The sequence below is a fragment of the Roseateles sp. P2_H4 genome (assembly GCF_056403315.1).
Genome location: NZ_JBFUFR010000003.1, coordinates 217,786 through 237,496, shown reverse-complemented (window position 1 = coordinate 237,496; position 19,711 = coordinate 217,786). Strand labels below are relative to the sequence as shown.

Annotated in this window: 14 protein-coding genes; 4 read left to right on the top strand and 10 right to left on the bottom strand. The window is 70.3% G+C overall.

Annotated features, from left to right (window positions below; all coding sequences use genetic code 11):
• Nucleotides 1-416 (bottom strand): hypothetical protein (locus tag AC1DW3_RS03945; RefSeq protein ID WP_477928767.1); only part of this gene is annotated, 416 nt, incomplete at its 3' end.
• A gap of 126 nt (nucleotides 417-542) precedes the next feature.
• Entirely contained in the window at nucleotides 543-2,315 is a 1,773-nt protein-coding gene (locus tag AC1DW3_RS03940) for a DUF885 domain-containing protein (protein WP_477928765.1), read from the bottom strand.
• Nucleotides 2,316-2,696: 381 nt separating this feature from the next.
• Between AC1DW3_RS03940 and mfd the strand changes: the two genes are divergently transcribed.
• Nucleotides 2,697-6,161, top strand: coding sequence for a transcription-repair coupling factor (gene mfd / locus AC1DW3_RS03935; protein WP_477928764.1), 3,465 nt, complete (start codon nucleotides 2,697-2,699; stop codon nucleotides 6,159-6,161).
• Here the strand turns inward: mfd and AC1DW3_RS03930 are convergent.
• Together AC1DW3_RS03930 and AC1DW3_RS03925 are read right to left on the bottom strand one after the other, a co-directional pair.
• Nucleotides 6,148-9,054 (bottom strand): AAA family ATPase, encoded by a 2,907-nt coding sequence (locus tag AC1DW3_RS03930; RefSeq protein WP_477928762.1) that lies wholly within the window; start codon nucleotides 9,052-9,054, stop codon nucleotides 6,148-6,150. The genes mfd and AC1DW3_RS03930 overlap by 14 nt on opposite strands.
• A 15-nt stretch (nucleotides 9,055-9,069) precedes the next feature.
• Entirely contained in the window at nucleotides 9,070-9,828 is a 759-nt protein-coding gene (locus AC1DW3_RS03925; protein ID WP_477928761.1) for a PEP-CTERM sorting domain-containing protein, read from the bottom strand.
• 127 nt (nucleotides 9,829-9,955) lie between these two features.
• On the opposite strand from AC1DW3_RS03925, the gene AC1DW3_RS03920 reads away from it, so the two are divergent.
• The 3 genes from AC1DW3_RS03920 to AC1DW3_RS03910 are packed head-to-tail and all read left to right on the top strand — an operon-like array spanning nucleotide 9,956 to nucleotide 11,977.
• Nucleotides 9,956-10,495: a PEP-CTERM sorting domain-containing protein gene (locus tag AC1DW3_RS03920; protein WP_477928760.1), complete on the top strand. Its 540-nt coding sequence runs from the start codon at nucleotides 9,956-9,958 to the stop codon at nucleotides 10,493-10,495.
• A 52-nt stretch (nucleotides 10,496-10,547) separates the two neighbouring features.
• The gene (gene serB / locus AC1DW3_RS03915; RefSeq protein WP_477928777.1) at nucleotides 10,548-11,255 is read left to right on the top strand and encodes a phosphoserine phosphatase SerB; all 708 of its coding nucleotides are present in this window, start codon (nucleotides 10,548-10,550) and stop codon (nucleotides 11,253-11,255) included.
• On the top strand, nucleotides 11,252-11,977 hold the full coding sequence (locus tag AC1DW3_RS03910) for a substrate-binding periplasmic protein (RefSeq protein WP_477928759.1): 726 nt from the start codon (nucleotides 11,252-11,254) through the stop codon (nucleotides 11,975-11,977). Before serB ends, AC1DW3_RS03910 begins: the two co-directional genes overlap by 4 nt.
• 1 nt (nucleotide 11,978) lies before the next feature.
• Here the strand turns inward: AC1DW3_RS03910 and AC1DW3_RS03905 are convergent, their stop codons facing one another.
• The 6 genes from AC1DW3_RS03905 to AC1DW3_RS03880 all read right to left on the bottom strand — a co-directional run bounded on the left by AC1DW3_RS03905 (nucleotide 11,979) and on the right by AC1DW3_RS03880 (nucleotide 19,690).
• The gene (locus tag AC1DW3_RS03905) at nucleotides 11,979-12,860 is read right to left on the bottom strand and encodes a PEP-CTERM sorting domain-containing protein (RefSeq protein ID WP_477928757.1); all 882 of its coding nucleotides are present in this window, start codon (nucleotides 12,858-12,860) and stop codon (nucleotides 11,979-11,981) included.
• Between the two features lie 10 nt (nucleotides 12,861-12,870).
• Entirely contained in the window at nucleotides 12,871-13,620 is a 750-nt protein-coding gene (locus AC1DW3_RS03900) for a PEP-CTERM sorting domain-containing protein (protein ID WP_477928755.1), read from the bottom strand.
• 14 nt (nucleotides 13,621-13,634) lie between these two features.
• Nucleotides 13,635-16,016: a pectate lyase family protein gene (locus tag AC1DW3_RS03895; RefSeq protein ID WP_477928753.1), complete on the bottom strand. Its 2,382-nt coding sequence runs from the start codon at nucleotides 16,014-16,016 to the stop codon at nucleotides 13,635-13,637.
• 402 nt (nucleotides 16,017-16,418) lie between these two features.
• Complete coding sequence (locus AC1DW3_RS03890; protein WP_477928751.1) at nucleotides 16,419-17,711, bottom strand: metal-dependent hydrolase family protein; 1,293 nt, start codon at nucleotides 17,709-17,711, stop codon at nucleotides 16,419-16,421.
• A 49-nt stretch (nucleotides 17,712-17,760) separates the two neighbouring features.
• Nucleotides 17,761-17,985 carry an RNA-binding S4 domain-containing protein gene (locus AC1DW3_RS03885; protein ID WP_477928749.1) on the bottom strand — a complete coding sequence of 75 codons (225 nt, stop codon included), beginning with the start codon at nucleotides 17,983-17,985 and terminating at the stop codon, nucleotides 17,761-17,763.
• Nucleotides 17,978-19,690, bottom strand: a complete 1,713-nt coding sequence (locus AC1DW3_RS03880) for a thiamine pyrophosphate-binding protein (RefSeq protein WP_477928747.1) — start codon at nucleotides 19,688-19,690, stop codon at nucleotides 17,978-17,980. Before AC1DW3_RS03880 ends, AC1DW3_RS03885 begins: the two co-directional genes overlap by 8 nt.
• Nucleotides 19,691-19,711 lie beyond the last annotated feature (21 nt).

The following is a 19,711-nucleotide window of genomic DNA, read 5'->3' as shown; positions in this document are numbered from 1 at the left end:
CGGTATTCCAGATCGCCAGCCTTGGGCGCGCTGGCCTCGCAGCTGAGCTTGTCGGAGTCCTTGGGCGGCTTGATGCGGTTGGCCGGCTCGCGGCAGTCCAGCACCTCGCCGTAGCGTCCCAGGGCCTTCACATAGAAGGCCGCCACGCGCTCGGGCGACGCGGCGCTGCGGAACTTCAGTGCATGGATCTGCAGCCCGAAGCCGCCGGCCCAGGCGCCCAAGCTGACGCCGGCCTTGTCATCACCGCCCTCCTTGAAGGGCACGGCACCCGCGTACACCGGCAGGCCCACGTCGGCCGCCTCGGTGCGGGCGTTGCCCTGGATGCCCATGCTGAATTCCTTGTTGCCGTCTCCGGCCAGGGCGGCCGAGGTGGCCAGCACGAGGGCGAGGCCGGCGAGGACATGGCGCTTGTTCATGAGGGCTATCCCCTGAGCGTTGTGGATGGATGCGCTCAGGCTATGCGCCGTCGGCCCGGCCCGCGACGCCGCCGCGACGGGCTGCACGCCGGCAGGGACAGGCCGCAGGGCCGGCCGACGGCCGGATCAACGCCTGGACTTGACCCACTCCATGATCAGCTCGCGCAGCACCGGCAAGGGCACCTGGCCGGCCGTCAGCACGACGCGGTGGAAGCCCTTGATGTCGAACTTCGGGCCGAGCGCTTTCTCGGCCTCGGCGCGCAGCTTGGTGATCTCCAACTGGCCGATCTTGTAGCCCAGGGCCTGGCCGGGCCAGACGATGTAGCGCTCGACCTCGGAGACGACGTCGCTCTCGGCCATGGAGGAGTTGTCCAGCATGAACTGGATCGCGCGTTCACGGCTCCAGCCCTTGTGGTGCAGGCCGGTGTCCACCACCAGGCGCATGGCGCGCAGCTGCTCGTCGGACAGGCGGCCATACCACTGGTAGGGGTCGGTGAAGAGACCCAGCTCCTTGCCCAGGCTCTCGGCGTACAGCGCCCAGCCTTCCACATAGGCGGTGTAGTTGCTGCCGAAACGGCGGAAGGCCGGCAGCGTGCCATCTTCCTGTGCGATGGAGATCTGGAAGTGGTGGCCCGGTGAGGCTTCGTGCAGAGACAAGGTCTCCATGCCGAAGATGGGCTGGGCCTTCAGGTTGAAGGTGTTGACGTAGAAGACGCCCGGCCGGGAGCCGTCGGTCGTGCCGTTCTGGTAGGACGCGCCGGCCGCGCTCTCGGCGCGGAAGGCCTCGACCTCCTTGACCTCGTAGTCGGCCTTGGGCGCGATGTCGAAGAGCTTGGGCGTCAGGCCGTTGATCCTCTTCTGCAGGTCGCGATAGCCGGCCAGCAGCTCTTCGGGCTTGGCGTAATAGAACTTGGGGTCGTCCTGCAGATACCGGAAGAAGGCCTTCAGGTCACCCTGGAAGCCGACCTGCTTGCGCACGCCCTCCATCTCGCCCAGGATGCGCGCGACCTCCTTCAGGCCGATGGCATGGATCTGGTCCGGCGACAGCTTCAGCGTGGTGGACTGCTGCACGCGCCAGGCATACCAGGCCTTGCCGTCCGGCAGGGCCGACCAGCCGGTGCTCTTGCGCGCCTTGGGCGTGTACTCGTCGCGCACAAAGGCCAGCAGGCGCGCATAGGCGGGCAGCACGCCGGTGGACAGCAGCTTGCGCATCTCGGCAGTGATGCGCTCGCGGTCGGCGGCCGGCACGGCGTCGGGGAAGTTCTTGATCGGCCCCCAGAACAGGCTTTGCTCGGGGTCGGCCACGGCGAGTGCCGTCAGTTGCGGCAGCACCTTCTCCATGACGGCGCGCGGCTGGGTCACGCCGGCCTTGAGGCCGTCGCGCATATTGCCGATCGTGCCGTCGAACAGCGGCACGGCCAGCGCCAGGCGCTTGAGCCAGTCGTCGTAGTCCTTGGTCGTCCTGAAGGGCTGGATGGACTGGCCCGTGCCCATCTGCGCCAGAAAGCTCGGCGTGCCACCGATCTGGCTGATGGGCTGCATCCAGTCCGGGAAGCGCTCGCCGGCCAGGCTCTGCTCCAGGTCGAGCTTGAGGATGCTGTAGGAGACGCGGTCCTTGGGGTCGAGCTTGGCTTTTTGGAAGCCGGCCAGGCCCTTGAGCTGGTCCTGCACGTCGCGCTTGGCCTGGGCGCGGTAGGCGGCCGTCGTGTTGTCGACGAGGCGGTCGTTGTAGCGCGGGTCGCCCAGCGACGTGGCGAGGACGGGCTGGCGCTGCAGCGTCAGCTCCCACTGGGCGTCCAGCCATTGGTGGAAGCGTTCGCTCTCAGAGGGGGCGGCCCAGGCGGGCAGGCTCAGGGACAGGGAAATCGCGAGCAGGCTCAGGGCGTGACGACGGCGCATGGAGTCTCCGGTTGAAGGCCGCGATGCTAGCGAGGTCCCTGCTGACAAGCCAAAGGACATGGCTTCCCTAGAATCGCGGGCCTGTTAACACCACGGCAATGGGCCGCGAAGGCCAGCCGCCAGGGCCAATCAAGGCGCAACGTGCCGCCCGCACTCATGTGCGGGCAAGCGGTGCAACGCAGAGTGGCCCTGGCAGATGGCCTTCCCGGAGGGTTGTGACCAGAAAAGCCGCGCGCGGCGTTGCAAATCTTCGCCGGGTGACCAACCCGGCTGCGGTTTGCGCCTTGCTCGCGACTTTTCTGGTCGCAACGCGGCCCATCGCCGTGGTGTCAACAGGCCCTTGCCCCGCCTTTGCGGGGCTGTTGTCGTTTGTAGGTACGCATGAGTCTTCCGTCGCTGCCGGCAATCCAGCCAGGCAAGAAGTTCACCCACCCCCGCCCCGTCGGCTCCGCCGACGCCCTGCTGCTCGCCCGCTTCGTGCAGCAGCAGCGCGACGCCGGACGGCTGGCCGCCATCTTCACCGCCGAGCCGGGCGACACGCAGCGCCTGGAAGACGAGCTGAAGGTCTTCGCGCCCGAGCTCAAGATCGCCGTCTTCCCCGACTGGGAGACCCTGCCCTACGACAGCTTCAGCCCCCACCAGGACCTGATCTCCGAGCGCCTGGCCACGCTGTGGGAGCTGCTGCAAAGCAAAAAAACGAAAAGCATCGACGTGGTGCTGATGCCGGCGTCGACCGCACTGACCCGTCTGGCGCCGCCGAGCTTTCTGGCCGGCACGACCTTCAATTTCAAGCAGAAACAGCGGCTCGACGAGGCCTCGCTGCGCTCGCAGCTGACGCTGGCCGGCTACACCAACGTCAGCCAGGTCGTGCAGCCCGGCGAGTACGCCGTGCGCGGCGGCCTCATCGACCTGTTCCCGATGGGCTCGGCCGTGCCCTACCGCGTCGACCTGTTCGGCGACGAGGTCGATTCCATCCGCACCTTCGACCCCGACACCCAGCGCAGCCTCTACCCGGTGCCCGACGTGCGCCTGCTGCCCGGCCGCGAGTTCCCGATGGACGAGGTGGCGCGCAAGAAGTTCCGCGAGCGCTGGCGCGAGAAGATGGATGGCGACCCGAGCAAGGCGCGCATCTACCGCGACATCGGCGACGGCATCGCCTCAGGCGGCATCGAGTACTACCTGCCGGTGTTCTTCGAGCAGACCGCCACCGTCTTCGACTATCTCGGTGGCGAAGCCGGCCTGGCCCTGCACGGTGAGGTCGACGAGGCCATCCAGCGCTTCTGGACCGACACGCGGGAGCGCCACCGCTTCCTGCAGCACGACCCCGAGAGGCCGCTGCTGCCGCCGACCGAGATCTTCCTGACGGCCGAAGACTTCTTTGGCCTGACGCACTCGCACGCCGTGCTGTCGGTGCGCGGGACCGACCCGGTCGACTTCGCGCGGCCGCTGCCCGACATCAGCGTCGAGCGTGGCGCGCAGGAACCGCTGGCCCGCCTGGCGGCCCATCTCAAGGCCACGCCGCAGCGCGTGCTGCTGCTGGCCGAGAGCGAAGGCCGGCGCGAGAGCCTGCTGGAGCAGCTGCGCGACAGCAAGATCGACACGCCCTCCGTCAAGGACCTGGCGGAGTTCTTCGCCCAGGGCAAGGGTGGCGAGAAGTTCGCCATCACGGCCGCGCCGCTGGCCGAGGGCTTCTTCTGGAACGACGCCGAGCACCCGGTCCAGCTCTTCACCGAGACCGAGCTGTTCGCGACGACGCCCACCACGCGGCGCCGGCGCAAGCAGGAGCAGGTCAGCGACGTCAACGCGCTGATCAAGGACCTGTCCGAGCTGAAGGTGGGCGACCCCGTCGTGCACATCAACCACGGCATCGGGCGCTACCAGGGCTTGGTCAACATCGACGTGGGCGACGGCAGTTCGGAGTTCCTGCACCTGGAGTACGCCGACAAGGCCACGCTGTATGTGCCGGTGGCCCAGCTGCACCTGATCGGCCGCTACACCGGCGTGAGCGCCGAGGAAGCGCCGCTGCACAAGCTGGGCTCGGGCCAGTGGGAAAAGGCCAAGCGCAAGGCCGCCGAGCAGGTGCGCGACACGGCCGCCGAGCTGCTCAACCTCTATGCCCGCCGTGCGGCCCGCGAGGGCCATGCCTTCCGCTACTCGGGCCACGACTACGAGGCCTTTGCCGCCAGCTTCGGCTTCGAGGAAACGCCCGACCAGCGCGCCGCCATCCACGCCGTCATCCAGGACATGATCAGCCCCAAGCCCATGGACCGCCTGGTCTGCGGCGACGTGGGCTTCGGCAAGACCGAGGTGGCGCTGCGCGCGGCCTTCGTCGCCGTCATGGGCGGCAAGCAGGTCGCCATCCTGGCGCCGACGACGCTGCTGGCCGAGCAGCATTACCAGAACATCGTCGACCGCTTCGGCGCCTGGCCGGTCAAGGTGGCGGAGATGAGCCGCTTCCGCTCCGCCAAGGAGATCAAGGCGGCGATGGAGGGCATTGCCGACGGCACGCTGGACATCGTCGTCGGCACGCACAAGCTGCTGTCCGCCGACGTCAAGTTCAACCGCCTGGGCCTGCTGGTCATCGACGAGGAGCACCGCTTCGGCGTGCGCCACAAGGAGGCCATGAAGGCCATGCGCGCCGAGGTCGACGTGCTGACGCTGACCGCCACGCCGATTCCCCGCACGCTCGGCATGGCGCTGGAAGGCCTGCGCGACCTGTCGGTCATCGCCACCGCCCCGCAGCGCCGCCTGGCCATCAAGACCTTTGTGCGCGCCGAGAGCAGCGGCACCATCCGCGAGGCCGTGCTGCGCGAGTTGAAGCGCGGCGGCCAGGTCTATTTCCTGCACAACGAGGTCGAGACCATCGAGAACCGGCGCCAGAAGCTCGAGGAGCTGGTGCCGGAGGCGCGCATCGTCATCGCCCACGGCCAGATGCCGGAACGCGAGCTGGAGCGCGTCATGCGCGAGTTCGTCGCCGGCAAGCACAACCTGCTGCTGTGCTCGACCATCATCGAGACCGGCATCGACGTGCCTTCAGCGAACACCATCATCATTGCCCGCGCCGACAAGTTCGGCCTGGCCCAGTTGCACCAGCTGCGCGGCCGCGTCGGCCGCAGCCACCACCAGGCCTATGCCTATCTGATGGTGCCCGACATGCAGGGCCTCACCAAGCAGGCCCTGCAGCGCCTGGACGCGATCCAGGCCATGGAGGAGCTGGGCTCGGGCTTCTACCTCGCCATGCACGACCTGGAGATTCGCGGCGCCGGCGAGATGCTGGGCGAACACCAGAGCGGCAACATGATGGAGGTGGGTTTCCAGCTCTACAACGACATGCTCAGCGAAGCCGTGCGGTCCCTCAAGGCCGGCCGCGAGCCCGACCTGCTGTCGCCCTTTGCTGCCACCACCGAGATCAACCTGCACGCCCCGGCCCTGCTGCCCGACGCCTACTGCGGCGACGTGCAGGTGCGGCTGAGCCTTTACAAGCGCCTGGCCACGGCCGAGAAGAACGAGCAGATCGACGCCATGCTGGAGGAGATCACCGACCGCTTCGGCAAGCTGCCCAACCAGGGCCAGACGCTGTTCGACACCCACCGCCTGCGCGTGCTGGCCAAGCCCTATGGCGTGGCCAAGATCGACGCGTCGCCGGCGCTGATCAACATCAACTTCAGACCCAACCCGCCCATCGACCCGATGCGCGTCATCGAGCTGGTGCAGAAGAACCGCAACATCAAGCTGGTCGGCAACGAGAAGCTGCGCGTGGAGAAGGCTCTCTCCAGCCCGCAGGACCGCGCCCAGGCCGTGCGCGAGGTGCTGAGGCTGCTGGGCCAGCCGATCAAGGCAGACTGAGCACCCCGCGCAGGGCCGCATCGGCGCGGCCCTGCAGCTCCGTGAAGCCCTGGTGCTGCGCCAGCTCCACGGCCTCCAGCAGCAGCGGCCGCGCGTCGCGGGCCGGCAGGGTGAGGGCCTGCAGCAGCAGGCCCTCGGCCAGCGGCTCCAGCAGGCCGGCGTCACGCGCGATGGCCACCTGGCGGGCCGCGGCGCCCGCATCGCCGGCCAGCAGTTCCAGCCGCGCCAGGCGGATCAGCAGCAGCGGATGCTGGCTGCGCTGCGTCAATGCACGCAGGCGCTCTGCCAACGCCGGGTCGGGCGGCAAGCCCTGGGCTTGGCGCAGCAGGCCGCGCAGCCAGGCCAGGTGCGACACGCGCAGCGGGTCGCGACTCTCGGCCAGCAGCGGCTCGGCGACGGCCAGGTCGGCCGCGGCGAGGTCGATGCGACCACTCTGCCAGTACAGCCGCGCACGCCGTGTCAGTGCCTCGGCCTCGAACAGCGCCGAGCCTTGCGAGCGGCCCAGTTCCAGCGCGCGGTCCAGCACGCCGCGGGCCTCGCCGTAGCGGCCGGCACTCGTAAGCGTCAGGCCCAGCATCAGCAGGGCCAGCGTCTCGGTGTGCGCCACGCCCTCCCAGCTCAGCAGGCTGCGCCGCGCCATGGCTTCGGCGCGGGCCAGCTCCCCCAGGGCCTGCAGCATGACGCCCAGGTCGCTCTCTATCGTCAGGCCGCGGCAGTAGTCGGGGTGGCGGTCGAGCAGCAGCTCGAAGGCATCGCGCGCGGCCCGCACCTGGCCGCCGAACCAGTGGATCTGGCCCTCGTAGCTCAGCAGCGAGGGCCGTGCCGGCGCCAGCTGGCGCAACTGCCCGAGCAGGGCCCAGGCGGCGGGGATGTCGGGCTCGCGCATGGCCAGCTCGATGAGCACCTCGCAGGCATTGCAACGCTCGGCCAGCGCCAGGCGCGGCAGCAGCGGCCGCAGGCGCTCCGCCAGCGCGGCGGCCTGGGCCAGGTCGCCCGAGAACACCGCGTTGTCGATCAGGCCGGCCAGCGCCTGGCCCTCGATCTGCTCGCGCTGCGCCGGGTCGGCCACCGCGCCGGCCAGCTCCAGCACCTGCTGCAGCGCCTGGCGCCCGGCGGGCAGGTCATGCAGCAGCGCACATTCGGCCAGGCTCAGCCGCGCCTGCAGCGCCAGGGCCGGCTCGCGCGACTCGGCCGCGACGCGCTGCCACAGCGCCTGGGCCTGGTCGTAGCGGCCGCGCAGCTTCTGCTGGGCGGCGCCGCGGTGCAGCCAGGCCAATGCCGTCTGCGCCTCTCCGGCGGCCTCCCACAGGGCGGCCACGGCCAGCGGCTCGGCCGCGCCCTCGGCGCGCGCGCCCAGCGCCAGTGCGGCGCGCTGGCGCAGCGACTGCGCTTCAAACGCCGGCAGCACGGCGAGCACCGCCTCACGCACCAGATCGTGTCGGCACTGCAGGCCGCCATCGGCCTCCTCGCGCAGCAGGGCCGCCTCGAGGGCCTGGCGGGCCGCGGGCAGTTGCTCGCCGTCGGCCACAGCAGCGACGCTGCCCAGCACCGCCAGCGGCAGCGGCCGGGCCAGCACGGCGGCCGCACCGATCAGGCCGCGCGCAGCAGGGCTCAAGGCCTGCCAACGCCGCAGCAGCAACTCGCGCACACGCGGCGAGACGGCCACGCCTTCGGCCCGCGCGCGCAGCAGCTCGCCCAGCACGAAGGCATTGCCGTGGCTGGCCGCGAGCAGGGCTGGCGCATCGGCACTGTTCTGGCCGGCGCGGTCCAGCAGTTGCCGCACGGCGTCCAGCGCCAGCCCCGGCAGGGCCAGGCAACGCAGGTCCTGCTGGCGGGACAGCCACTGGCGATGTTCCGCCGGCAGCTCCTCACCGCGTGCCGCGCCGCGCCAGTGCAGCCGGCCACGGTGGCTCAGCAGGGCCAGCAGCTCCAGGCTGGCCGCGTCCACCCATTGCAGGTCGTCGACCAGCAGCACCGGGCCCAAGGCCTCCAGCACACGCGCCAGCGCCTCCAGCAGCCGGGCACGCGCGCTCAGTGCGTCCAGCGGTGGCAAGGCTTCGTCGACGGCCAGTTCGGGCAGCAGCCGCGCCAGGTCCAGCCGGTAGGCGGCCAGGCCGCGCTCGGGTTGGCGCAGCAGCGCGCGCAGCGTGTCCAGGCGCGGCAGCAGCAGCTCGACGACGGGGCGGTAGGGCATCTGCGCCAGCCCCTCGCGGCCCTGCAGCAGCGGTGCGCCGGGGAAGGCCGCCTTCAGCACGCTGGTCTTGCCCACGCCAGCTTCGCCCAGCAGCACCAGGGCCGGTGCGGCCTCGCGGCGGACCTGGCCCAGCCAGTCGGCCCGTCCGCACAAGACCTCGTCGGCGGCGGGCTCAGGCGCCCCGCCCTGCTCCAGCAAGGCCCGCAGCGGTGACTGCCAGGCGGCGCTGCCGACACGCCGCAGCGCACGGCGGGCGGCGTCGTCCCAGCGGCGCTGCAGCAAGGCGCCATGGTCGTCGGCCCAGCGCCAGAACTCGTCGAAGCCGGCAAACCTGAAGCCCTGCAGCCAGGCCGCGGCCGGTCGGGCCAGCAGTTCGGCGCCGTCGGCCTCGGCGCAGGCCATCTCCAGCAGCGCCAGATCGTGCGGCAGCTGCAGGTAGACGCGTTGGCGCTCGGCCACCAGCGCGTCGGCCTGGCCGAAGCCCGCCAGCAGCTGGCGCAGGCGGTGCAGGTTGATGCGCAGATGGTGGCGGGCCTGCTCGCGCTCGGCGTCGGGCCAGAACAGCGCGGCGAGCTGGCCGCGCTCCGCCCATTGGCCTGTGCAGGCCAGATGGATCAGCAGGCAACCCGGCAGCGTGGCGGGCAGCGGTGTTTCGGCGGCACCGGCCTGCCAGGTCGGCACTCCCAGCAGCTTGAGCATGCCGAGCAGTGTGCTTCAGCCGCGGCGGCGGCGCAGCAGGGTCAGGCCCAGGCCCGCCACCAGCAACATCCAGGTCGAGGGCTCCGGCACAGCCGCGGCCATCGGCGTCAGCGTGGCCGAGAAGTTGTCCAGGCTGAGGAAGGCGCTGCCGCCGGTGCAGCCGTTGGCGCTGTTGCAACTGGTGCCCAGCGTGTAGCGGAAGCCCACGTAGATCGGCAGCGCGCCCGCGCTGAAGTCGGGGCGCTGCGCAGACCCGGCCACCGGTGGCACCCAGTCGGCCGCCGTGGCCGCGAAGGACCAGTGCTTCGACAGGTAGTCGGGCTGGATCATCGCCTTGCCGGTCACGAGGTCGCTGCCGACGACGGTGTAGGTCACGCCGTTCTGCATCAGCGCCGGGCGGATGCTGCCGAGCGTGTCGAAGGCAAAGCTGCTGGACAGCCCGCGGATGTCGGCACTGAACTCCAGCTTCTGCAGCGCGCCCGACTGCGCCGGGTCGTAGGCCAGCGCCGTGTAGAAGGCGCCCAGCCGGTTCGTCGAGCTGGACAGGCCGGGGCTGCTCGGCGTGACATAGCTGATCACCCAGTGCGAGCCCGGGTTACCCAGGTTGGCGTCGATGACCATATTGGCGTCGGCCGGGCCATCGTCGGTGATCTGCAGCAGGCTCCAGTCGGTGGCATGGAAGTCACCGATCTGCAGGCTCAGGCCCGAAGCTGTGGCATGCGTGGCGAGGGCCAGCGCAAGGCCGGCGGCGGAAACAGAGGCGAGGCGAGACATGAGCGGGCTCCACGGCTGAGGGACTGGCGCACTGTGCGCGGCCAGCGTCTCCGCACCGTCTCAAGCTAGGGGCTGCGGGCGCTCGAAGTGCTGCCTAGACTGCGCCACCCGCTGCCTGGAGACCGTGATGAAGAAGCTGGCTTTCGTTGTTGCCGCCCTGCTGCCCGCCCTGGCGGGCGCCACCGGGCTGACGGGCACGTCGGTCGACGTGCGCTACGACTTCATCAATGGCGGCAACGGACTCCACACGATCGACAACGTCCTCGTTGGCAGCGGCGTGGAGATCAGTTGCCCGGGCGTCGCCCAGATCTGCCAGGTGCTGACCTCGCCGACGCAAACCCTGGACTTGTTCGACAGCGGCATCCGTTACGACTACGTCGGGCCGGGCAGCGGCTTTGACGACATCGACATCAACCGCTTCAACTTCGTCCTGCAGCCCAGTGGCCCGCAGATCGTCAATCTGCAGTTGCAGACCAATATCGTCGGCCTGACGCTGTCGCGCATCACCGCCTCGGCCGACAGCATCCAGGTCGACATGCGCAACCTGCCGTTGTCGAGCCAGGCCTTCTTCCAGCTCGACCTGCAGACGACCACCGTGCCCGAACCCGCCGGCGCCGCCCTGCTGCTTGGCGGCCTGGCCTTGCTGGCCGCCCGACGCCGGGCCTGAGCGCACCGGGATAATGCGGGCCATCGATGGCCTGCCCTAACCCGACTCCGTGATCTCTCCCGCTTCCGACGGCCTTGTCCTGCGCGACGGCCCTGCACTGCCGCCGCTGTCCCATTTCAAGCTCGCCGCCTTCGACATGGACTCGACGCTGATCAGCATCGAGTGCATCGACGAGATCGCCGCGCTGGCCGGCAAGGGAACCGAGGTCGCCGCCATCACCGAGGCGGCCATGCGCGGCGAGATCACCGACTTCAAGGACAGCCTGCGCCGCCGTCTGGCCATCCTCGCCGGCGTGCCCGCCACGGTGCTGGACCGCGTGCTGGCCGAGCGCCTCACATTCAACCCTGGCGCGCGCGAGCTGTGTGCGGCGCTGAAGACAGCCGGGCTCAAGCTCGTGCTCGTCTCCGGTGGCTTCACCTTCTTCACGCGCTTTGTCGCGGCCGAACTCGGCATGGACTTCGTGCGCAGCAACGAGCTGGAGATCGACGGCGGCGCCCTCACCGGCCGCGTCGTCATGCAGGACTGGGGCGACATCTGCGACGGCGAGCAGAAGCGCTTGATGCTGCTGCAGAGCTGCCGGGCGATCGGCTGCAGCGCCGACCAGGCGATAGCCGTCGGCGACGGCGCCAATGACCTGCCCATGATGGGCGCGGCCGGCCTGTCGGTGGCCTACCACGCCAAGCCCAAGGTGCGCGAGCAGACCCGCATCGCGATCAACGACGGCGGGCTGGACCGGCTGCTGGAGCTCGTCAGGCCGTGAGACGTCTGGCGGCGCTGCTGCTGGCCACCGTGCTCGCGGGCACGGCAGCGGCGCAGTCAGCGCCTCCTTTGCGTTTTGCCGCGGCGACCAACAACGCGCTGCCGATTGCCGACTTCGATGCCAAGGGGCAGCTCGTCGGCGGCATCGCCAAGGACCTGGGCGAACTGATCGCGACCCGGCTGGACAGACCGGCCCGCTTCATCCCCCTGGCCGGCACGCGGGTCAGCGCCGCCCTGCTCGCCGGCGAGGCCGATGCCGTCTGCTTCGTGCTGCCTGAATGGCTGCAGGGCGATTTCCGCTGGACGCGCGGCCTCATCCCCGACGCCAGCCTGGTCGCCGCCCATGCCGATGCACCCGCGCTGAAGACGCTGGAGCAACTGGCCAGCCAGCCCCTGGGCACGGTGCAGGGCTACAACTACCCGCGCGCCGAGCAGGCCCTGGGCAAATGGTTCAGGCGCTCGGACGTGCCCAGCATGGCGGCCAACCTGCGTCGCCTGGCCGCCGGCAAGGTGCGCTATGCCCTCGTCGAAAAGACTTCGCTGCAGTTCTTCCTGCACGAGCAGCCGGACGCGCCGGTGCGCATCGCCTGGGTCATCGCCCAGTTCGATGCGCGCTGCGCCTTCTCGCCGCGCTCGGGCGTGCCCTTCGCCGAGGTGGCCCAGGTGCTGGACCGCCTCGTCAGCGACGGCAGCATCCAGCGCATGCTGGCGCGCTACCGCTGAATCAACGGCGCATGCGCCGGCGCGCGTAGGCGCCGAGCAGCAGGCCGCCGGCCAGCGTCAGCGTGGCCGTGCCCGGTTCGGGTACCGGCGTCGCGACGATGGCGAAGTTGCCCGCACCCACGCCGACGGCAGCACCGGTGACGACGGCCGTCTGCCCCGCGCCCTCGAGCAGGCCCAGGCCCTTGAAGGCACTGGTCGACGTGTCGCTGCTCCAGTTGGCGAGGTTGCCGATGGCGGCCTTGTAGCCCGCGGCGGTCAGGTTCGTGGTCGGGCCGCGGTACCACTCGGTGCGCTCGAACACGCCGTCGCCCCCCGCCGAGGCGTAGTTCAGCACCTGGATGTTGGCCAGGCCGCTGGCCAGCGGGTTGTCACTGGTGCTGGCGGGCACGCTCGGGAAGGCATTGATCGCGGCGATGAAGCTGCTGCCCTGCCTGGCATACAGGACCTCGCCGCTGCTGGAGAAGTCGAAGGCATAGGCCGCCGCGTCGGCGGTGGGCTGGATGGCCAGCGTGCCGGTCGACACGTTCTTGCCCCCCTGCCCCGAGCTGCTGCCGCTGACGCTGCCCGCCGCGGTGCTGAACGTGCCGCCGTAGACGACGACCTGGGTGCCGGCCGCGACGGCGCTGGTGGCCGTCCAGGTCCAGGTGTTCTCCTTGGCCACGCTGCTCTTGAACGTGCCCGCCGACGTGAGACCGTTGTCGGAGAAGCTGATCGACGTGCCGGCGGCGATGTCGACGAAGCTGACRAAGGAGAAGCCCCCGTAGGCCGACTCGCGGGCGAGGCCGGTGAACCAGAGATCGCCGGCGACCAGCGTCGTGGCCGCTGGGGCAAGGCTGGCCGCGGCCAGCAGGGAGAGGGCGAAGGCGGTGTTGCGGATCTTCATGGATGTCTCCTCACAGGGCTTTGGATGAACGGCGGCGTACCGCCAGCAGCAGCGCGAGGCCGGCCGGCAGCAGCAGGGCCGCGGCCGGTTCCGGCACGGGTGCGGCGGCCAGCACGAGGTTGTCGAGCGACACGCCGTAATAGCTGTCGCGGTTGGTCAGCGTGAAGCCGGCGATGTCGGCCGCGCCACCGCTGCGCGCGAAGGCGTAGCGGCCATCGGCACGGCCACTCAGGTCGACGGCCTGGATCAGGCTGCCGTCCGTGCGGTACAGGCTCAACGTGATCGCGCCGCCATCGGCATCGCGCAATTGCAGGCCCAGGGCCGACACCGGCGCGGCGAAGCGGGCCGAGATGGYGCCGAAGCCATCGGCGGCGCCGACCAGCGGGYCGGCACCGAACAGGGCCATGCCGTCGGCGTCGCCATAGTTGTAGGCGCCGAGGTTGGCGCCCTGCGCACCGGCCAGCAGCGCCAGGCCCGCCGTGGGGCTGCCAAAGCTGAGGTCGTCGAACCAGTCCTGGGCCACGGCACCCGGCCGCGGCGCCTTGGCCACGGCGAGTTCCTGGCCGGCGAAGTGCTCGCCGAACAGCACGCCGCCGCTGCTCAGCAGGCCGTCGATGACGGCCCCGTCGGCCAGCTCGGTGAAGCTGACGGCCGTGCCGCCGAGCGAGGCGTAGCCCACCTCGTGGGTCGCGGCGGCCTGGGCGGTGCCCAGCGTGAGGCCGAGCAGCAGCACGGCCAGAGGTTGAAGTCGGAATCGCATGGTGTTCTCCTGGCTCAGTGGCCGCCGCCGACGATGCTGACGTTGTCGAAATCGGCCGTGACGACCGTGCCGTTGTTGCCCGATGAAAGGGCCAGGCCGACATAGAGCGTCGACGCGGACACGGTGAGGTTGGTGGGGGTCTTTTCGGTCCAGGTCACGCCGTCGGTCGATGCGGCCTGGAAGACCGAGTTGCCGGCGCGCCGCACCCGCACCCAGACCGGCAGCGCCGAGGCCGTGAAGCCGCTGATGCTGGCCTTGTTGTTGGCGTTGATGGCCGCGCGGATCTCGCCGGTGGACGAGTAGCGTGCCGTCCAGGCATAGGCCGGCGTGCCGGTCAGGCCGTCCATGGCCACGACGCCGGCGCGTGCCGAGTCGGCGCTGCCGCCCTGCATCACCACGCGTGCCGTGAACGTGAAGTCACCCGTCAGCGCCGTGTACTTGAAGTTGAACGCATAGGGCGCGCCGGTGCTGATGGCGCCCGCACCGGACAAGGTGTAGGTGCCCGTGGCCTGGGCATACGCCGCTGCCGGCACGGTCGCCGTGACGGCGGCGCTGAGCGTCTTCTCGCCGCTGCTGCTGTCACAGGGCAGCGTCGGCGTGCAGGCGGTGCCGGGGATGGTGGGCGGGACCGGCGTCGGCGCAGGCGCCGGGGCGGGGGTGGGCGCAGGTGTCGGAGCAGGCGTTGGCGCTGGCGTGGGCGCGGGTGTCGGAGCGGGTGTCGGAGCGGGGCTGGGCGCGGGTGCGCTGGGCAGCGGCGCGGGCACCGGCCCCTGCACGGCGAACGGGCCCAGCCGGCCGGCGCCGGCCGCAGCCTGCACGGCGGCGCGCGTGGCATCTGCCGTGCGCAGCGTATAGGCATAGGGCGGCACCCAGTTCTGCGCCACCGGCACGCCGTCGCAACCCTGCAGCTCGATGTCGATGACGCCGGCCATGGGCTTGCCAAGGTCGTCCTTGTCGCTGATGAAGCGGTGGCCCGAGCTGCGCATCGAGATCGCATCCTTGCCGCCGGCCAGCTTGCCGCAGGCCTCCTTGGGCTTGAGACCGGTGAACTCGTAGAAGTTGCTCTCGTTGATGACGTCGGACTGGTAGCGCGCGTCCAGGCCGGAAGCGAACTTCAGGTCGGCGTCGGAGGTCGTCGTGCTGCCGCTGACGAGGTTGTTGTACATATGCAGCTGGCCGAAGCGCACCAGCGGCAGGCGCGAGCCGGTGCCGTTCCACCAGTTGCCGGTCATGGTCACGTGCAGGCGTCCGGCGTCGCTCCAGGCGCGACCCGAATCGCCGTTGCCCACCAGCGTCGTCTTGTGGTGCTTGCTGAAGACGCTGTTGGAGATGGTCACGTAGTCGCTGCCGCGCACGACGTCCAGCGCGCCGTCATGCCGCGTGTCGCTGGCCAGCGAGTCGGGCGTGTCGCCGTCGCTGATGGTCACGTGGTCGATCCAGATCTGCTGCCCGCGCGTGACGGTCAGCCCGTCCATATAGGCGTTGTCGCTGTCCTCGGGATTCACGTCCCAGGGCGTGTCGATCTGCAGGTTGCGCAGGATGATGTTGCGCGTCCAGGTCGGGAAGGCTTCCGGGTCCTTGCCGGCGGCGACCCAGGCCTTGAAATCGGCCTCGGAGCCCGCCGCCGTCGTCGCGGCCTCGATGCCGATCAGGACCTGCGTGCCGGTGATGCGCGCCGGTCGGCCATTGCTGTCGTTGATGCCGACCATCGTCGTGTTGGACGGGATGGACAGCGAGCCGCCGTTCTTCTGGTCCAGGAAGCCCGTGTACTCCTCGAACACCGTGTTGCCGTCGCGCCAGCGGAAGTCGATGTGGCCGACGATGCGGATGATCTTGGGCTGGTTCTTGGCTTCGCGCAGCGCCGCCAGCAACTGCTCCTTGTTGAAGACCGTGTAGACGCGGTTGGCGGGGGCCGAGGAGCCGCCGGTGACCAGCACCTTGCCGGCCCGCGAGCGGCCATGCCAGCCGATGTCGGGCGCGGTCTCGCGCTCGAAGGTGAGCTGGCCGCCGGTGGGGTCGACGCTGGTGAACTGCCAGGCCGGCAGGCGCGGCGCGGCGCGGTAGTTGCTCGGGTTGTGCAGGCCGCTGATCGTCGTCGGCGCGGCGTAGTTGCGCGTACCGACGTCGAAGAGCAGTGGTGCCGCCGTGTCCGTCAGGCTGACGGCGTCGATGACGGGCGCCGGCGGCGGCGTGACCGGGCGAGGGTCGCGCACGGCCAGGGCCTTGGCGGTCGCGGCATCGGTCGCAGGGGTGGCGTCCAGGCGGCTGGCGCTGGCCTGCTCGCTGGATTGCGGGGCGACGAAGTTCGCGGGGCTCTCCTGGCCGCCACCGCAGGCCAGCAGGCCGAGCGAGATGGACGAAGCCAGCAGGCCCAGCTTGGGCTTGCTCGAGGTCATGGCATGTCTCCGGCGCGCTCTTGCGGCGCGCAATCGTGGGTGTTGCCGCTCCTGGGGCCGGCGCTGTCGGCGAGCAGGCGCGAGCCCGCCCGGCACCCGGCCCGTCAGGGGTCAGGCGCGCAGCGCTTCAGCAGCAGGAAACGGGGGATCGGCGGCAGGCCGAGGTGACGCTTGACACCCGTGCGGCACCGGCTCGCTTGGGCATCAGGAGGGAGAGCGGGCGCAGCAGGCGCCTCGCACTGCATCGGCTGACGAGGCCCCGGTCACCCGGCGGTGTCCGGTTCGCGGTCTCGGCTCAGCGAGCAGTTGAAACAGTGTTTCGTTTTTTTGATTTCGGGTCAACGCCGGGCTATCCCTGAGGGCATTGATCTGCGGGGCGGGACCAACCCGCGGACAAGGTTGTCAGCTGCCAGCCGCCGGGATGACGCGCCCGGCCTTCATGACGAAGTCGACCTTTTCCATCAGCCGGACGTCGGCCAGCGGGTCGCCCTTGACGGCGACGATGTCGGCCCAGCGCCCGGGCGTGATGGCGCCCAGCTGGCCGTCCTGGCGCAGCAGCTTCGCGGCGTTGATGGTCGCGCTCTGGATGGCCGCCATCGGGGGCATGCCGGCCTCCACGAGATAGCCGAACTCCCTGGCATTGGCGCCATGCGGGCCGACGCCCGAGTCCGTGCCGAAGGCGATCTTCACGCCGCCCTTCCAGGCCCGGGCCAGCGCCTGCTGCACGAGGATGCCGACGCTGATGGCCTTGAGCCGCACGACCTCGGGGAAATAGCCCGGCTGCTGGGCCTTCTCGCTGGCGAAACGCCCGGCCGACAGCGTCGGCACCAGCCAGGTGCCGTGCTGCTTCATCGCCGCCACGACCTCGTCGTCGAGATAGGAGCCATGCTCGATCGAGTCCACGCCGGCGCGGATGGCGCGCAGCATGCCCTCCTTGCCATGGGCATGCACGGCGACGGCAAAACCATAGTCCTTGGCCGTCTCGACGACGGCCTTCAGCTCGGCGTCGGTGAATTGCGGGTTGACGCCGTTGGTGGCCAGGCTCAGCACGCCGCCGGTGCCGGTCAGCTTGATGAGGTCGGCGCCTTCCTTGTAGCGCTGGCGCACCGCCTTGCGTGCCTCGTCAGGCCCGTTGATGACGCCCTCGGCCGGGCCGGGGTCGCCGCGCAGCTGGTTGTTCAAGCCGTTGCTGGGGTCGGCATGGCCGCCCGTGGTGCCGATGGCCTTGCCGGCGGCGTAGATGCGCGGGCCGGAGATCCAACCCTTGGCCGTCGCATCGCGCAGGCTGATGGCCAGGCCGTCCGGCGCGCCCAGGTCGCGCACGGTCGTGAAGCCGGCATCGAGGATGCGGCGCAGATAGACCGTCGCATGCAGGGCGGCATCCGCCGGGTTCTGGAAGAAGCGCTCGGCGTAGGCGCCCGGGTTGCTTTCATGGCTGACGTGCACATGCGCGTCGATCAGCCCGGGCATCACCGTGCGGTCCTTCAGGTCGATGAGCCTGTCGTAGCCCGCCGCGTCGGCATAGCCCGGCTTGACCGCACTGATCTTGTCGCCGAAGACGATGATGGACTGGCGCTCCAGCACACGGCCGGCCTCGGTGTCGACGAGGCGGCCGGCATGGATCAGCGTCTCGCCCGGGGCGGCGACGGCGGCGTTGCAGGCAGCGAACAGCAGGGCAAGGGTGAAGCGGCGCATGACGACCCAAGTGAGCGGCAAAGAAAGCCGCCCGCGAGTGTCGTGCCGCTCAGCCGCCGGCCGGCCCCTGGATGACCCTGACTGAGTCCGTCCCGAAAGTCACGGTCTGGCCGGCGCGGATCTTGGCCGTCTTGCGCAGCTCGACCTGGCCGTCCACGCTGACCTCGCCGGCCGCAATCAGCACCCGCGCCCGGCCGCCGCTCTCGACCAGGCCCATGGCCTTGAGCAGCTTGTCGAGCTCGATGTAGTCACCGCGCAGCGTCAGCTCAAGCATGCTGGGCTTTCTGCGCCGCTTCGCGGATGGCGGTCAGCGTCGAGCGCGAAGTGCTCACGTCGCTGGACAGGCGCAGATGCAGCAGGGCCGGCTTGCCCGCCGCGATGGCAGCATCCAGCGCCGGGCCGACCTGCTCGGTGCTCTCGGCCTTGAAGGCCACGAAGCCGAAGGCTTCGGCCAGTTTGGCGAAGTCGGGGTTGAACAGATCGCTGCCCGACACGCGGCCCGGGTACTCGCGCTCCTGGTGCATGCGGATGGTGCCGTAGGTACCGTTGTCGACGATGACGACAAGCAGCTTCCTGGCGCCATAGCCGGTGGCGGTGGCCAGCTCCTGGCCCGTCATCAGGAAGTCGCCGTCGCCGGCGATGTTGACGACCCAGCGGTCCTGCAGCAGCGCGGCGGCCACCGCGGCGGGCACGCCATAGCCCATGGCGCCCGAGGTCGGTGCGAGCTGCGTCTTGCCGAAGCGGTGCAGGCCCGTGTAGCGGTGGAAGCGATGCAACCAGCCGCTGTAGTTGCCGGCGCCGTTCGTGAAGATGGTGCCCTCGGGCAGCTTGGCGTCGATGAGGCGGATGACCTCGGCCATGTCCAGCGGTGCCACGGGTGCCGGCACGAGGTTGGCCTGATAGTCGGCGTTGGCCGCAGCCGTCCAGTCGCGCCAGGCGACGTCAGTCGGCGGCGCCAGTGCGGCCAGCGCCGGCGCGGCCTGGCTCATGCTCGCGTTGATGAGCAGCTCGCCCGTGTAGACGCGGCCCAGTTCCTCGGCGCCGGCGTGGATGTGGATGAGCTGCTGCGTGGGACGCGGTGCCTGCAGCAGCGTGTAGCCGCCGGTCGTCATCTCGCCCAGGCGCGGGCCGATGGCGAGGATGAGGTCGGCCTCCTTCACGCGTGCAGCCAGCTTGGGATTGATGCCGATACCGACGTCGCCGGCGTAGTTAGCGTGGGCGTTGTCGAACAGGTCCTGGAAGCGGAAGGCGCAGCCGATGGGCAGCTGCCAGGCTTCGGCAAAGGTCTGCAGCGCCGTCGTGGCCTCGGGCGTCCAGCCACCGCCGCCGGCGATCACCAGCGGCTTCTTCGCCGCGGCCAGGCGCTCGCGCAGCTCGGCCAGGGCCGCCGGCGTGGGCGCGGCTTCGGCGGGGCGAGCCGGCGCGACGATGGGCGCCGTGATCGGCTTGGTCAGCATGTCCTCGGGCAGCACCAGCACGACCGGGCCAGGCCGGCCCTGCATGGCGGTGTGGAAGGCGCGGGCCACGTACTCGGGCAGGCGCTCGGCGTCATGCACCTCGCCCACCCACTTGGCCATGCCCAGCGTGCCCGGGCCGAACATCTGGCGGTAGTCCACCTCCTGGAAGGCCTCGCGGTCGCGCTGGTCGCTGGCGACCTGGCCGATGAAAAGGATCATCGGCGTCGAATCCTGGAAGGCCGTGTGCAGGCCGATGCTGGCATTCGTCGCGCCGGGGCCGCGTGTCACGAAGCAAATGCCCGGGCGGCCCGTCAGCTTGCCCTGGGCCTCGGCCATGAAGGCCGCGCCGCCTTCCTGGCGGCAGGCGATGAAACGGATCTTGTCGGCGTACTCGTGGAAGCCGTCGAGGACCGCCAGAAAGGATTCGCCGGGCACGCCGAAAGCGGTGTCGACGCCCTGGGCGATCAGCGCCTCGACCAGCTTGTGGCCGGCCAGACGGGGGGTGGTAGCTTGTCTAGTCATGTGGGGACTTTAGCTGGCGCC